Consider the following 14,482-nt stretch of genomic DNA (forward strand, 5'->3'; position numbering starts at 1 on the left):
TAAATACAGTATGCATCCTTTTGACCGCTTTGTCAATGAAAAAACAGAAAAAACCAATGAAATAGAATGAAAACCAATATAAAATGCGTTGTTTTATGTGGAAAACGATCGTGAATTGTTTGGAAGTAATGTTGGTTTTTGTTGACTTATAGGGAGGCGTAACGTATAATGAACGTATCTGAAAAGAAAGGAGAAAAGAGCAATGGGATTATACACTTATGACAGCAGTGATATTCCGAAAAGTGAGCGTATTACGAAGCTGGTAGAAGATCTGTATGCAAAGATGCCGGAGATCGAGTCGGCGCGGGCGGTTCTGATCACGGAATCCTATCGCCGGACAGAGGGCGAGCCGATCATCATCCGGCGTGCGAAAGCATTTGCGCACATTCTTGAGAATCTGCCGATCGTGATCCGCGATCAGGAATTGATCGTCGGAAGTACAACGATCGCACCGCGGGGCTGCCAGACTTATCCAGAATTTTCTTATGAATGGCTGGAAGACGAGTTTGACACGGTAGAGACACGTTCGGCGGATCCGTTCTATATTTCCGAGCAGACAAAGCAGGAATTAAAGGCGGCGAATGCTTACTGGAAAGGAAAGACGACGAGCGAATTGGCGACATCCTATATGGAGCCGCAGACACTGTTGGCAATGGAGCACAATATGTTTACGCCGGGAAATTATTTTTATAATGGCGTCGGACATGTGACCGTAAAATATGGGGAAGTGCTTGAGATCGGATTTTCCGGGATCCGCGCCAAAGCGGAAGCGGAGCTGGCAAAACTCAGCCTCGCGGACGGCGATTATCAGAAACGTTCCCGTTTTCTGGAAGCGGTGATGATCAGCTGTGATGCGGCAGTGACTTATGCAAGGAGATATGCGAAGCTTGCGCTTGAAGAAGCGGAGAAATGTACGGATCCGGTTCGGAAGATGGAGTTGCTTGTGATCGCACAGAATTGTGCCAATGTGCCGGAAAAGGGCGCGAACGGCTTCTATGAAGCATGTCAGTCATTCTGGTTCGTACAGCAGCTTCTGCAGATCGAGTCCAGCGGACATTCGATCTCCCCGGGACGGTTTGACCAGTATATGTATCCTTATTATAAGAAAGATCTCGACAGCGGAAAGATCACCCGCGCGCAGGCACAGGAATTGATGGACTGCATCTGGGTGAAGTTAAATGACCTGAACAAATGCAGAGATGCGGCGTCCGCAGAGGGATTTGCGGGATACAGCCTGTTCCAGAATCTGATCGCAGGCGGACAGAACGTCGAGGGGATCGATGTGACCAATGACTTGTCATTTATGAGCATTCAGGCATCTATGCATGTATTTCTTCCGCAGCCGTCGTTATCGGTGCGTGTGTGGAATGGAACGCCGCATGAATTTCTGATCAAGGCGGCAGAGTTGACGCGTACCGGAATCGGGCTTCCGGCATATTACAATGACGAGGTGATTATACCGTCTCTTGTCAGCCGCGGATTGACGTTGGAGGACGCGAGAGACTACAATATCATCGGATGCGTGGAACCGCAGAAAGCAGGAAAGACTGAGGGGTGGCATGACGCGGCATTCTTCAATATGTGCCGTCCGCTGGAACTGGTATTTTCCAATGGAAAAGACAAAGGCGCCCAAGTCGGACCGGAGACCGGCGACGTGGAAAAGATGGAAACATTCGAGGAATTTTTCCATGCATATGAGATCCAGATGGATTATGCGATCAAATTGCTTGTCAATGCTGACAATGCGATCGATATGGCACATGCGGAGAGATGCCCGCTCCCGTTCTTGTCATCGATGGTGGATGACTGTATGAAACGCGGAAAATCCGTGCAGGAGGGCGGAGCGGTCTATAACTTCACCGGACCGCAGGGCTTCGGAGTTGCCAATATGGCAGATTCCCTCTATGCGGTGAAACAGCTTGTTTTCGATGAAAAGAAAGTAACGATGAAAGAACTGAAACAGGCGTTGATGCTGAATTACGGAAAAGGACTGGCACAGGAAGATCTGGCGGCGTTGGCATCCGATACGGTATCGGTAATGCGCTCGTCGGGAGAAACGGTCGGGGAAGCGGAGATCGCAGCGGTCTTAAAGACGATCCATGCACTTTCCGAATCTGAGGAAGTGAAAGAAAACGGCGAGCGGATCCTGAAACTGATCGAGGAAGTGCCGAAGTTCGGAAATGATATTCCGGAAGTGGATGCATTTGCGAGAAAAGTGGCGTATACCTATACAAAACCACTGCTTAATTACCGCAATCCGCGCGGAGGAATGTTCCAGGCCGGACTTTATCCGGTATCGGCGAACGTACCGCTCGGCGCGCAGACCGGAGCAACACCGGACGGGCGTCTGGCACACACGCCGGTAGCGGACGGAGTATCTCCGTCGGCAGGAAAAGACGTGAACGGACCGACGGCGGCAGCCAATTCGGTGGCGCGTCTGGATCACTATATCGCGTCCAACGGAACATTGTTTAATCAGAAATTCCATCCATCCGCACTGAGCGGACGAAGAGGTCTTGAAAATTTTGCCGGACTGATCCGTTCTTATTTTGATCAGAAAGGAAGCCACATGCAGTTTAATGTAGTCAGCCGCGAGACGCTTCTGGATGCGCAGAAACATCCGGAGCAGTACAAGCATCTGGTTGTTCGTGTGGCAGGATACAGCGCATTGTTTACAACATTGTCGAAATCACTGCAGGACGACATTATCAGAAGAACCGAGCAGGGATTCTGACAGGGAGGAAACAAGAGGCATGGAAGACTATTGGAAAACGAAAGGTCGTATTTTTGATATTCAGCGTTATTCCATTCACGACGGAGACGGGATCCGCACGATCGTTTTTCTGAAAGGATGCGTGCTCAGATGCCGCTGGTGCTGCAATCCGGAGTCTCAGGAGTATGGAATCCAGACGATGATGGTGCAGGGAGAACCGAAAGTGATCGGGAAAGACGTGACTGTGGCGGAAGTCATGGAAATCGTCGAAAAAGATCGCCCGTACTATCGCAGAACCGGGGGCGGCATGACGCTCTCCGGCGGAGAAAGCCTGTGTCAGCCGGAATTTGCAGCGGCGCTTTTAAAGGCAGCGCAGGAATCCGGGATCCATACGGCGATGGAAAGCATGGGATGCGCGGACTGGGAAGTGATCGAGCGGATCCTGCCGGATCTGGATCAGTACCTGTTGGATATCAAACATATGGATCCGGACAAGCACAGGGAATTTACCGGAAAGAGCAATGAACTGATGCTGGAAAATGCGAAGAAGATCGCGGCTTCCGGTTTGACTGAGTTGAGTATCCGGATTCCGGTGATCCCGGGATTCAACGATACGCCGGAGGAAATCCGGGATATTGCGTTATTTGCCGGATCGCTTCCGAATGTAAAGCGGCTGCATCTGCTTCCGTACCACCGGCTCGGTCAGGATAAATACACAGGTCTCGGTCGGGAATATCCGATGGGCAACGTGGAACCGCCGACTCGGGAGACAATGCAGATACTGCTTGCTACAGCGGAAAAAAACTCAGGTCTGGAGTGTCAGATCGGAGGATAAATTTCAATAAAATCAATATGAAACCAACATGAAACCAACACAAAACCAACGTAAAAACAAGTTGACTGGTGTGGGGTTATGTGGTAATATGGAGACAGAAGCAACATAAAACAAATTTTATGTTTTACAAATCCAAGGAGGACAAAAGGATGCAAAACGAATACGAAATCAAAAAAGAAATGTGTGAGATCGGTCGCCGGGTTTACAACCGCGGAATGGTTGCTGCAAACGACGGTAACTTTTCTGTAAAATTGAACGACAATGAATTCCTGTGCACACCGACAGGTGTCAGCAAAGGATTCATGACACCGGACTATATCTGTAAAGTAGATGCCGAGGGAAATGTGCTTCAGGCAAACAAAGGATTCAGACCGTCTTCAGAGATCAAGATGCATATGCGCGTATATAAAGAAAGACCGGATGTAAAATCCGTTGTACATGCACATCCTCTGTACGCAACGACATTCGCGATCGCCGGTATTCCGCTGACACAGCCGATCATGCCGGAGGCAGTTATCGCACTTGGCTGCGTACCGATCGCAAAATACGGTACACCGTCCACAGTAGAGATTCCGGACGCTGTATCTGAGCACCTGCAGTATTTTGACGCAGTCCTGCTTGAGAACCACGGAGCACTGACCTATTCCGATTCCCTGCTGAACGCATATCATAAGATGGAGTCCGTAGAGTTCTACGCTCGTCTGTTATGGCAGACAATGCAGATCGGCGGACCGCAGGAACTCAACAAAGAACAGGTTGAGAAACTGTACGAGATCAGAAGACAGATGGGACTGAAAGGAAAACATCCGGCAAATCTTTGCCCGAACGCAAAAGCAGGCAAACCGAGCTGCCACAGCTGCGGAGGCGGATGTGCGGCAAGCGGAGCAGAAGCACCGACCGCTGACGCTGACCTGATCGCATCTATCACAAAGAAAGTCATGGATCAGTTGGGAATGTAAGTCCGAGGAAAGAAAATGAGCACGAGCGAAGCAAAGTATTCATTTTCACCCGAGGACTTAGCGAAAAATGAGTACGAGCGAAGCAAGGGAGTTTTGCTATGAACGAACAGGAAATCTCCAACATCGTGAAAACGATATTGGAAGAGCGCAAAACAGCTTCCGCCTCCCATACGGAGGGACATGTCTGTCAGTGCAGTCAGCATAAGATGACATTGGACAAAGCCAATATCTTGATCGAGAAAGTGAAAGAAAAGGCGGCGTCCATGGACGTCAATGTTGTGATCGCAGTGGCAGATCAGGCGGGGAGACCTGTCGCAGTCCAGTGTATGGACGGGGCATACATAGCAAGTTTTGACATTGCATTAAATAAGTCATTTACATCGGCGAGCCTGAAGATGTCTACTGAGACACTGAGCGGCTTAAGCCAGCCGGGACAGTCGTTGTACGGCATTCAGTTTACGAATGGCGGCAAGATCGTGATCTTCGGCGGCGGGGAACCGCTGATGGCAGATGGCAGGATCATTGGAGCTTTGGGCGTGAGTGGCGGTTCGGCGGAGGAAGATACGTCGATCGCAGCTTACGGCAAAAAAGTGTTCGAGGAGGTAGTAGCGTGTCTGTAAATGAACAGATGGTCCAGGACATCGTTCAGGAAGTGATGGCGAAGATGCAGATCACTTCGGATGTGTCCGGCAGCCACGGCGTGTTCAAAGATATGAACGAAGCCATTGCAGCTGCAAAGAAGACGCAGAAGATCGTCGGAAAAATGTCCATGGACCAGAGAGAAAAGATCATATCCAATATCCGTACAAAGATCAAAGAGAATGCGGAGATCATGGCACGGATGGGAGTACAGGAGACCGGCATGGGAAATGTGGGACATAAGATCCTCAAGCATGTACTGGTTGCTGAAAAGACTCCCGGAACAGAGGATATTACGACAACCGCATGGTCGGGAGACCGTGGGTTGACACTGATCGAGATGGGACCGTTCGGAGTGATCGGCGCGATCACGCCATGTACGAACCCGAGCGAGACCGTTCTCTGTAATACGATCGGCATGCTGGCAGGAGGAAATACCGTTGTATTCAATCCGCATCCGGCAGCGATCAAGACATCCATCTTTGCAATCAATCTGCTGAACGAAGCTTCTTTGGAAGCAGGCGGACCGGATAATATTGCATGTACGGTGGAAAAACCAACGCTGGCATCCAGCGATATTATGATGAAACACAAAGATATTCCGTTGATCGCGGCGACAGGCGGTCCGGGAGTTGTAACCGCAGTCCTTTCCTCCGGTAAGCGGGGAATCGGCGCAGGAGCGGGAAATCCGCCGGCACTGGTTGATGAGACTGCAGATATCCGCAAAGCGGCAGAAGACATTGTCAATGGATGCACATTCGACAACAACCTGCCATGTATCGCGGAAAAAGAGATCGTCGCAGTGGATTCCATTGCGGACGAACTGATGTATTATATGGTTTCCGAGCAGGGATGCTATAAGATCACAAAGGAAGAGCAGGATGCCCTGACGGCTGTGGTTTTAAAAGACGGCAAACTGAACCGCAAATGTGTCGGAAGAGATGCAAAGACACTGCTTGGTATGATCGGCGTTACCGTACCGGACAATATCAGATGTATCACATTTGAGGGACCGAAAGAACATCCGCTGATCGCGGAAGAGCTGATGATGCCGATCCTCGGTGTTGTTAGAGCAAAAGATTTTGACGACGCAGTGGAACAGGCAGTATGGCTGGAGCACGGAAACAGACATTCCGCCCATATTCACTCCAAGAATGTGGACAATATCACAACATATGCAAAGGCGATCGATACAGCGATCCTTGTAAAGAACGGACCATCTTACGCGGCACTTGGATTCGGCGGAGAGGGCTACTGCACATTTACGATCGCAAGCCGCACAGGCGAGGGACTCACAAGTGCAAGCACATTTACAAAGAGAAGACGTTGTGTCATGACCGATTCCTTGTGCATTCGATAATGGAGGTAACAAATAATGGAAATGAATTCAGCAAATGTAGAAGAAGTCGTTAAGCAGGTACTGGAAAGTATGCTGAAAACACCGGTTTCCGCAGCACCGGCAGCAGCTTCCAAAAGTCAGGCGATTCCGGAAACTGCACATGTTGCAATGCTGACGGCTCTGGAACATTATGACATCAAAGAATTCCCGATGCCGGAAGTCGGTGACGGAGACATTCTTGTAAAAGTAGAGGGATGTGGTGTCTGCGGTACAGACGCACATGAATTTAAGAGAGATCCATTCGGACTGATCCCGGTAGCGCTCGGACACGAGGGAACCGGAGAGATCGTGAAGATGGGTAAAAATGTCAAAGTGGACAGCGCAGGAAAAGCACTGAAAGTCGGAGACAAAGTTGTAACCTGTATGATCTTCAAAGACGATCCGGATATCGAGATGTTCGACCTGAACAAGAAGAACATCGGCGGAGCGGATGTATACGGACTTCTTCCGGACGACGACATTCATCTGAACGGATGGTTCTCGGATTACATACTTGTCCGCGAGGGATCTTCGATTTTCAACGTAAGCGACCTGGATCTGAAATCCAGAATCCTGATCGAGCCATGTGCGGTACTCGTACATGCAGTTGAGAGAGCAAAGACAACCGGAATCTTGAGATTCAACAGCAGAGTTGTCGTACAGGGATGCGGACCGATCGGTCTGATCTGTATCGCAGTTCTCCGTACAATGGGTATCGAGAACATCGTTGCGGTAGACGGAAATCAGCAGAGACTGGATTTCGCAAAGAGAATGGGCGCAGAGAAATCTGTAAACTTCATGGATCACAAAGGGATCGAAGCGCTTTCAGACGCGGTCAAAGACGCATTTGACGGACATCTGGCAGACTTTGCATTCCAGTGTACGGGATCACCGGTCGCACATGCGAACATCTACAAATTCATCCGCAACGGCGGTGGATTGTGTGAGCTTGGATTCTTCATCAACGGTGGAGATGCAACGATCAATCCACACTTTGATCTTTGCTCCAAAGAGATCACACTGGTTGGATCTTGGGTATATACACTGAGAGATTATGCAACAACATTTGATTTCTTGAAGAGAGCAAAAGCGATCGGGCTTCCGATGGATGAGCTGATCACACACGAGTTCCCGTTAGAGCAGATCAACGAGGCGCATGTGACCAACCTGAAACAGGAAGGTTTAAAGATCGCGATCGTGAATAAATAAGCGCCATCCCAAAAAGGAGAATCGATATGGGAGAAGCAGTAGGTATGTTGGAGGTGTTCGGACTGGCAACCGCATTTGCGGCGGCGGATGCAGGATGCAAAGCCGGAAATGTCCGTCTCGAGACCTTTGATAAAAACAAACCGGCAAACGCAGACGAACTGCCGGTACCGCTGATCGTAATGGTCAAGTTTCGCGGAAGCGTTTCGGATGTGGCGGCAGCGCTTGAAGCTGCAAAGGCGAGAGCAGAACAGCTTGCCGGAGTCGTGACAGAATATGAGATCGCACGACCGACAGAAGATACGGAAAAGATGCTGAAACTCAGCGGAATGGATAAAGGCAAACCAAACAAAATATTTATAGAAGAAGTTTAGGAGGATTTAAAAATGGCAATGGCACAGCAGGCATTAGGAATGGTAGAAACAAGAGGACTTACAGCAGCGATCGAAGCAGCAGACGCTATGACAAAAGCAGCAGAGGTAACACTGGTAGGAACAGAGAAGATCGGATCCGGTCTTGTAACTGTTATGGTTCGCGGAGACGTTGGAGCTGTTAAAGCTGCAGTTGAGACAGGCGCAGATGCAGCAGGAAGACTTGGAGAGCTTGTAGCTACTCACGTAATCCCGAGACCGCACAACGACGTAGAGAAAATTCTTCCTACTGTATAATCAAAGCCATAAGAAAAGGTAAAGGAGCAGTCTCATGGGACAGGCGTATGGATTTTTTGAAATCCCGAGTGTAACAGCAGCAGTCGTAGCAGTGGATATCATGTGTAAGACAGCGGAAGTGGAGATGGTTACCTGGGAAAAAAAATTAGGTGGAAGACTTGTAACGATCATCATTCGCGGAGACGTTTCCGCAGTAACGCAAGCCATTGAAACTGCCGCAGCAAATGGAATTAAAAAACCGGTCGCGTATGTTGTGATACCAAGCCCGCACGAAGAGGTGTTAAAACTTGTGAACAACAGCGCAAACCGGATTGCGTAACGGAGGGCAGTGATCATGGCAGAGGAAAAGAAGCCGACAGGCACAGGAAAGAGCGCAGACTCATCCAAAGCAGCAGGTGCGGCGAAGAAAAGCACGGCAAAAGCTGCATCCGCAAAGAAAACAACAACCGCAAAAGCGCCGGCAAAGACGGTTCAGAGAGTGAGAAGAACTGCGAAGCAGACGGAGCAGGCGGCAGAGACGATTCTGATTCAAAAGGAGGAAAAAAGAATGTCACAGGAAGCATTGGGAATGGTTGAAACAAGAGGTTTGGTAGCATCGATTGAAGCAGCGGATACAATGTTAAAAGCTGCAAATGTTGTTCTGGTAGGAACAGAGAAGATCGGATCCGGTCTTGTAACTGTTATGGTCCGCGGAGATGTTGGAGCTGTAAAATCTGCAGTGGAGTCAGGTGCAGAAGCAGCAGGAAGACTTGGAGAGCTTGTAGCTACTCACGTAATTCCGAGACCTCATACAGATGTTGAGAAAATTCTTCCGGCAATCAAATAATTGACTGCTGTCATGCCGATGCCCGCGGGGGGATTCCGGGAACCGATCTGAAGTTTCCGGAGTGCCCTCGCTTCGGAGCATCAGACTATGCAGACAGTGATCTGAAAAGAGCATACTGCATAAGAGATGAGGAGAATTGATATGGACAATAATAACGTAGCATTGATTACGAAGATGGTATTGGAAGCTATCGAACATCAGAAAGCTTCAGAGGAGAACGGGTATCTGGTTCCGGTCGGTGTCTCCGCAAGACACATCCATCTGACGCAGGAACATGTGGAAGCGCTGTTCGGGGAAGGATATCAGCTTACGAAACGCAAAGAGCTGATGGGAGGACAGTTCGCATCGAACGAGACCGTTACGATCGTCGGACTGAAACTCCGTGCCATTGAGAACGTAAGGATCTTAGGACCGGTCAGAAGCAGATCGCAGGTCGAAGTTTCTGCAACAGATGCGCTTCGCCTTGGCGTGAAAGCTCCGATCCGGGAATCCGGAAATGTTGAGGGATCCGCAGCGATCGCCGTAGTCGGACCGAAAGGTGCGATCTACCTGGACGAGGGCTGCATCATCGCAAAAAGACATATCCATATGGCGCCGAAAGATGCCATGGCAGCCGGTGTGCATGATGGAGATATCGTTTCCGTAAAGGCAGAGAACGAGCGCGGTACCGTATTCAATCATGTACAGATCCGTGTGGATGACAGCTTTACGCTTGAGATGCATATTGATACCGATGAAGCAAATGCTGCAAAGATTACGACCGGAGATACGGTCCGTATTATAAAGTAGGTGTCATATGCTGATAGGAAAAGTAGTAGGAAGTGTTGTTTCGACACGGAAAAGTGAAAATTTAGTCGGCAATAAATTCATGATCGTAGACGTTCTGGAACATATGCAGACCGGGGCAAAGCAGATCATCGCGATCGACAAGATCGGCGCGGGAATCGGCGAATTTGTACTGGTTGCGCAGGGAAGCGCCGCGAGAGTCGGTGTCGGAATGCCGGATGCGCCTGTCGATGCAGCGATCGTAGGAATTATTGACGACGGAACAGGACTGGAGTAGTGAAATTATGGATATGAAAGAATTAAGCAGCATAATGCAGCAAAACGGTATCGTTGGCGCTGGTGGTGCAGGCTTTCCTACATATGCAAAGCTGAATGAGAACGCGGATACGATCATTTTGAACTGCGCAGAGTGTGAACCGCTTTTGAGACTTCACAGACAGCTTCTTGAGAAATATGCACAGGAGATCGTTGATACGTTCCATCTGATCGGTCAGGCAGTCGGTGCAAAAGAAGTGATCATCGGGATCAAAAAAGCGTACACGAAGACGATCGACGCCTTGAATCAGGTTATCACCGCATATCCGGAAGTTCGTCTCGGACTTCTCGATGAAGTATATCCGGCCGGAGATGAAGTCGTTCTTATTTATGAAGTGACAGGAAAAGTCGTACGCCCGGGCGGACTTCCGATCGAATGCGGAGTCGCTGTATTTAATGTTGAGACTGTATATAACGTGTATCGTGCGATGAACCAGAATACTCCGGTTGTAGATAAGTTGGTATCGGTTGTTGCCGAGGTGGAACATCCGGTGACGGTACGGGTACCGATCGGAACTACAATTGAGGAAACGGTTCGGCTTGCCGGAGCAAATACAACAAAGAATCCGGTGTATTTCATCGGCGGACCGATGATGGGAAATATCGGAAGCGGTTCCCAGCCGGTGACAAAGACGACCAATGCGGTTCTGGTACTGCCGGAAGAGCATCTGATCGTGCAGAGAAAGAGACAGAAGACGTCCATCGATCTGAAACGTGCGGCGGCAAGCTGCTGTCAGTGTACCATGTGTACCGATCTCTGTCCGAGAAACCGTCTCGGTCATCCGATCGAGCCGCATTTGTTCATGCGTGCCGCAACATGCAAGGATATTCAGGAGCCTAACATTTTCCTGAACACATTCTTCTGTTGTTCCTGTGGTCTGTGTGAACTGTACTCCTGCTTCCAGGGTCTCTCACCGAGAACGCTGATGGCAGAGTATAAGGCGGGACTTCGCGCAAACGGTATCAAACCTCCGCAGGTAGAGGCAGCTCCGGTCGGAGAAGAACGCGAATACCGCAAAGTTCCGATGGAACGTCTGATGGCGAGACTGGATCTGACGAAGTACAACAAAGAAGCTCCTCTCGATGAATCAGAAGTGCCGGTTCGTAAAGTGAAAATTTTACTCAGCCAGCATATCGGAGCGCCGGCGAGCGCGATCGTAAAAGTCGGAGATAAAGTCAGCCGCGGTCAGATGATCGCAGAGCCGGCGAAAGGTTTGAGCGTCGGAATCCACGCATCCATTGACGGAACGGTCAGTGAAGTAAGCGACAAATATGTAATCATAGAAACTCAGGAAGGACGTGCAGGTAAATGAGTAAGGCAATTGGAATGGTAGAATATAAGACTGTTTCAGCAGGTGTCGTAGCGGCAGACGCTATGGTCAAGACCTCTGAAGTCAGTATCATTGAAGCACAGACCGTATGTCCGGGAAAATATATCGTAATCATTTCAGGGGATCTCAGTGCCGTAAATGCAGCGGTTGAAACTGCGAAAACACTGCATGAAAAGCACCTGATCAACAGTTTTGTACTCGGTAACCCACACGAATCCATTTTCCCAGCTATCTATGGTGCTGCTAAGATCGAAGAGGTTTCAGCACTTGGTATCATGGAGACATACGATGCCACAACGATCATCGTGGCAGCGGATGAAGCGGCAAAGACCGCGATCGTAGATCTTGTAGAACTTCGTGTCGCAAGAGGTATGTGCGGAAAATCTTATCTGATGCTCACCGGAGAAGTTGCAGCGGTAGAGGCAGCGATCGAGAGAGCAAAAATGGTTGCGGCAGAGGGCGGAATGTATCTGGATTCTTCTGTTATCGCACATCCGGACGCACAGATCCGGGATGCAATCCTGTAATTAAGAAAGAACAGGGCAGAGATAGAATCTGCAAAACTGCACCTTGCACAGTTGTTGTATGGTGCAGTTCCTTGTATAGGCGACGGGCCAAAGTCCGGGCTTGCCCGAGACCTTGGCGACTGCTTCCAATCCCGGAATGTGCCTTTTGGCACTTCTGGTGATTATATAAAATGAAAACCGGGAGGCGATGCAATGCTTGCCATCGAAAGAAGAAATGAGATATTGATGAAGCTGCAGGCTGAACGGCGGGTAGTAGTGAGTGAACTCAGCCAGCTTTACGATGTATCGGAAGAGACTATACGCCGGGATCTGGAGAAACTTGTCAATGAGGGCGTAGCGATCAAAAGTTACGGCGGAGCTGTGATCAATGAGAATGCCAATCTGGAAGTTCCTTTTAATATAAGAAAGAACTACAATGTGATCGGCAAACAGAAGATCGCGGAACAGATCGCGGCAATGGTCAAAGACGGAGAAAGCCTGATGTTGGATGCGAGTTCTACCGCTGTATACATCGCCAAAGCATTGAAAGAGAAAAAGAATCTGACGGTGATCACCAATTCCATAGAGATCATTGTGGAACTCATGGATATGCCGGAGTGGAAAGTACTTTCCACAGGCGGACTCTCCAGAGAGGGATCGTTCGCGCTGGTAGGTCCGCAGACAGACAAGATGCTGAAATCTTATCATGTAGATAAGGCGGTCATTTCCTGTAAAGGATTTGATCTGGAAAGCGGGATCACAGATTCTGATGAACTTCATGCGAACAATAAGATAACGATGCTGGGCGCAGCAGGAAAGAAGATTCTTGCAGTGGACAAAAGCAAGTTTGATAAAACGGCATTTACGGCGATCGGTGCGCTGGATGATATCACAACCGTTGTCACGGACGAAGAACCGGACCGGAGATGGCTTCAGGCATTTGAGGAAGCCGGGATAGAATGCGTTTATCCCAGATAGAGGACAAAAATAATGAATAGCTTTGATATTAAAACAAAAATATATTTTGGAGATCAGGCGCTGGATCGTCTGGCGGAGATTCCATATGAGAGAATCCTTTTGATCACGGATCCGTTCATGGCGGAGAGCAGTATGTTCAGTCTTGTGACAGATCCGCTGAAAAAAGGCGGAAAACAGTTTGAAGTCTTTAAAGACGTTGTGCCGGATCCGCCGATCGAGAAGATCTCTCTCGGGGTGGATAAGATGCTGGCGTATAAACCGGATGCGATCGTTGCAGTCGGCGGCGGATCGGCGATCGATTCTTCCAAATCCATCCGTGAATTTGCACTTCGTGTCAATAATTATGGAGATGTCGGATTGATCGCGATTCCTACAACAAGCGGAACCGGATCGGAAGTCACATCCTTTGCGGTTGTGACAGACCCGAAAGAGCAGGTGAAATATCCGCTTGTTTCCAGAAGCCTGACGCCGGACGAGGCGATCCTGGATGCGGAACTTGTAAAAAGTGTTCCTCCGGCGATCACAGCGGACACCGGAATGGATGTATTTACACATGCGTTGGAAGCGTGCGTAAGTATCAATCGTAACGATTTTTCAACGGCATTGGCAGAAAAAGCGATCGAGATTTGCGGGGTATTCCTGCTTCGTGCTTATCTGGACGGCAATGACAGCCATGCAAGACAGAAGATGCATTCCGCATCCTGCCTGGCGGGTCTGGCGTTCAACTCCGCATCACTGGGACTCAATCATGGAATGGCACATCAGCTTGGCGCGACATTCCATATCCCGCACGGCAGAGCAAACGCGATGCTTCTTCCGCATATTATCGAGTTCAACAGTGACATCAATAAGCACAGCAAGAGCCGGGCAGAATATCTTCCGGCAGTAAAACGGTATGCGACAGTAGCACAGATTTTGGGGCTGAGCAGTTACAATGAGATCATGACGGTTCGTTCCCTTGTAAACTGGGTACAGTTCATGCTCAAAGAAATGGATATCCCGCTGTCGATCTCACAGATGGGAAAAATCACAAAAGAAGAATATTTCGCGGCGATCGATCGTATGGCGGACGCTGCGCTGGCAGACGGATGTACGGAAACAAACCCGCGTGTGCCGCGTAAAGCAGATGTCGTAAAGATCTACGAAAAGTTGTGGTAATAATTACATAAAAGAAAGAGCATTTCTCTCCCACAGGAAACAGCACTGATTTATTCACGCTGAAATCCTGTGGGAGTTTTTTGATTTCATGTGTATTGAAAGGCTCGCTTTTGGTATTGTTTTTTCAGCAAAAATATGTAAATAATAAATGGAAATGTACTATAATAGATTCATTATCTATGTG

At 49.1% G+C, this 14,482-nt stretch carries 16 protein-coding genes; all 16 read left to right on the forward strand.

Translation table 11 applies throughout. The features are described from left to right. The first annotated feature begins 202 nt into the window (after positions 1–202). The 16 genes from I2H87_RS08025 to I2H87_RS08100 all read left to right on the forward strand — a co-directional run bounded on the left by I2H87_RS08025 (position 203) and on the right by I2H87_RS08100 (position 14,298). Positions 203–2,734 carry a glycyl radical protein gene (locus I2H87_RS08025; RefSeq protein WP_054703730.1) on the forward strand — a complete coding sequence of 844 codons (2,532 nt, stop codon included), beginning with the start codon at positions 203–205 and terminating at the stop codon, positions 2,732–2,734. 19 nt (positions 2,735–2,753) lie between these two features. Then, positions 2,754–3,548, forward strand: a complete 795-nt coding sequence (locus tag I2H87_RS08030; RefSeq protein ID WP_009268010.1) for a glycyl-radical enzyme activating protein — start codon at positions 2,754–2,756, stop codon at positions 3,546–3,548. A 149-nt stretch (positions 3,549–3,697) separates the two neighbouring features. Next, positions 3,698–4,507 (forward strand): class II aldolase/adducin family protein, encoded by an 810-nt coding sequence (locus tag I2H87_RS08035; RefSeq protein ID WP_009268009.1) that lies wholly within the window; start codon positions 3,698–3,700, stop codon positions 4,505–4,507. A gap of 98 nt (positions 4,508–4,605) precedes the next feature. Then, complete coding sequence (locus I2H87_RS08040) at positions 4,606–5,127, forward strand: GlcG/HbpS family heme-binding protein (RefSeq protein WP_009268008.1); 522 nt, start codon at positions 4,606–4,608, stop codon at positions 5,125–5,127. Next, positions 5,118–6,506: an aldehyde dehydrogenase family protein gene (locus tag I2H87_RS08045; RefSeq protein WP_009268007.1), complete on the forward strand. Its 1,389-nt coding sequence runs from the start codon at positions 5,118–5,120 to the stop codon at positions 6,504–6,506. The genes I2H87_RS08040 and I2H87_RS08045 overlap by 10 nt, the downstream gene beginning before the upstream one ends. 15 nt (positions 6,507–6,521) lie before the next feature. Next, positions 6,522–7,733: a zinc-dependent alcohol dehydrogenase gene (locus I2H87_RS08050; RefSeq protein WP_009268006.1), complete on the forward strand. Its 1,212-nt coding sequence runs from the start codon at positions 6,522–6,524 to the stop codon at positions 7,731–7,733. A 26-nt stretch (positions 7,734–7,759) separates the two neighbouring features. Beyond that, positions 7,760–8,104 carry a BMC domain-containing protein gene (locus I2H87_RS08055; protein WP_009268005.1) on the forward strand — a complete coding sequence of 115 codons (345 nt, stop codon included), beginning with the start codon at positions 7,760–7,762 and terminating at the stop codon, positions 8,102–8,104. Positions 8,105–8,122: 18 nt separating this feature from the next. Next, positions 8,123–8,398 carry a BMC domain-containing protein gene (locus I2H87_RS08060; protein WP_024853108.1) on the forward strand — a complete coding sequence of 92 codons (276 nt, stop codon included), beginning with the start codon at positions 8,123–8,125 and terminating at the stop codon, positions 8,396–8,398. 34 nt (positions 8,399–8,432) lie between these two features. After that, entirely contained in the window at positions 8,433–8,717 is a 285-nt protein-coding gene (locus I2H87_RS08065; RefSeq protein ID WP_009268004.1) for a BMC domain-containing protein, read from the forward strand. A 228-nt stretch (positions 8,718–8,945) separates the two neighbouring features. Then, positions 8,946–9,224, forward strand: coding sequence for a BMC domain-containing protein (locus I2H87_RS08070; RefSeq protein ID WP_044954962.1), 279 nt, complete (start codon positions 8,946–8,948; stop codon positions 9,222–9,224). Positions 9,225–9,365: 141 nt separating this feature from the next. Continuing rightward, entirely contained in the window at positions 9,366–10,013 is a 648-nt protein-coding gene (gene pduL / locus I2H87_RS08075) for a phosphate propanoyltransferase (protein WP_022151532.1), read from the forward strand. A gap of 7 nt (positions 10,014–10,020) precedes the next feature. Beyond that, entirely contained in the window at positions 10,021–10,287 is a 267-nt protein-coding gene (locus I2H87_RS08080) for a EutN/CcmL family microcompartment protein (protein WP_009268001.1), read from the forward strand. Between the two features lie 7 nt (positions 10,288–10,294). Then, positions 10,295–11,638: a 4Fe-4S dicluster domain-containing protein gene (locus tag I2H87_RS08085; RefSeq protein ID WP_009268000.1), complete on the forward strand. Its 1,344-nt coding sequence runs from the start codon at positions 10,295–10,297 to the stop codon at positions 11,636–11,638. Next, positions 11,635–12,183 carry a BMC domain-containing protein gene (locus tag I2H87_RS08090; protein WP_009267999.1) on the forward strand — a complete coding sequence of 183 codons (549 nt, stop codon included), beginning with the start codon at positions 11,635–11,637 and terminating at the stop codon, positions 12,181–12,183. The genes I2H87_RS08085 and I2H87_RS08090 overlap by 4 nt, the downstream gene beginning before the upstream one ends. A gap of 192 nt (positions 12,184–12,375) precedes the next feature. Continuing rightward, positions 12,376–13,140 carry a DeoR/GlpR family DNA-binding transcription regulator gene (locus tag I2H87_RS08095; protein WP_009267998.1) on the forward strand — a complete coding sequence of 255 codons (765 nt, stop codon included), beginning with the start codon at positions 12,376–12,378 and terminating at the stop codon, positions 13,138–13,140. Positions 13,141–13,152: 12 nt separating this feature from the next. Continuing rightward, complete coding sequence (locus tag I2H87_RS08100) at positions 13,153–14,298, forward strand: 1-propanol dehydrogenase PduQ (protein ID WP_009267997.1); 1,146 nt, start codon at positions 13,153–13,155, stop codon at positions 14,296–14,298. Positions 14,299–14,482 lie beyond the last annotated feature (184 nt).

This window comes from Mediterraneibacter glycyrrhizinilyticus (assembly GCF_015560805.1).
In the GTDB taxonomy this organism is placed as follows: domain Bacteria; phylum Bacillota; class Clostridia; order Lachnospirales; family Lachnospiraceae; genus Schaedlerella; species Schaedlerella glycyrrhizinilytica_A.

Coding starts and splice junctions, on each gene's coding strand:
- I2H87_RS08025 (WP_054703730.1), top strand. CDS start 203: ATGGGATTATACACTTATGACAGCAGTGATATTCCGAAAAGTGAGCGT.
- I2H87_RS08030 (WP_009268010.1), top strand. CDS start 2,754: ATGGAAGACTATTGGAAAACGAAAGGTCGTATTTTTGATATTCAGCGT.
- I2H87_RS08035 (WP_009268009.1), top strand. CDS start 3,698: ATGCAAAACGAATACGAAATCAAAAAAGAAATGTGTGAGATCGGTCGC.
- I2H87_RS08040 (WP_009268008.1), top strand. CDS start 4,606: ATGAACGAACAGGAAATCTCCAACATCGTGAAAACGATATTGGAAGAG.
- I2H87_RS08050 (WP_009268006.1), top strand. CDS start 6,522: ATGGAAATGAATTCAGCAAATGTAGAAGAAGTCGTTAAGCAGGTACTG.
- I2H87_RS08055 (WP_009268005.1), top strand. CDS start 7,760: ATGGGAGAAGCAGTAGGTATGTTGGAGGTGTTCGGACTGGCAACCGCA.
- I2H87_RS08060 (WP_024853108.1), top strand. CDS start 8,123: ATGGCACAGCAGGCATTAGGAATGGTAGAAACAAGAGGACTTACAGCA.
- I2H87_RS08065 (WP_009268004.1), top strand. CDS start 8,433: ATGGGACAGGCGTATGGATTTTTTGAAATCCCGAGTGTAACAGCAGCA.
- I2H87_RS08070 (WP_044954962.1), top strand. CDS start 8,946: ATGTCACAGGAAGCATTGGGAATGGTTGAAACAAGAGGTTTGGTAGCA.
- pduL (WP_022151532.1), top strand. CDS start 9,366: ATGGACAATAATAACGTAGCATTGATTACGAAGATGGTATTGGAAGCT.
- I2H87_RS08080 (WP_009268001.1), top strand. CDS start 10,021: ATGCTGATAGGAAAAGTAGTAGGAAGTGTTGTTTCGACACGGAAAAGT.
- I2H87_RS08085 (WP_009268000.1), top strand. CDS start 10,295: ATGGATATGAAAGAATTAAGCAGCATAATGCAGCAAAACGGTATCGTT.
- I2H87_RS08090 (WP_009267999.1), top strand. CDS start 11,635: ATGAGTAAGGCAATTGGAATGGTAGAATATAAGACTGTTTCAGCAGGT.
- I2H87_RS08095 (WP_009267998.1), top strand. CDS start 12,376: ATGCTTGCCATCGAAAGAAGAAATGAGATATTGATGAAGCTGCAGGCT.
- I2H87_RS08100 (WP_009267997.1), top strand. CDS start 13,153: ATGAATAGCTTTGATATTAAAACAAAAATATATTTTGGAGATCAGGCG.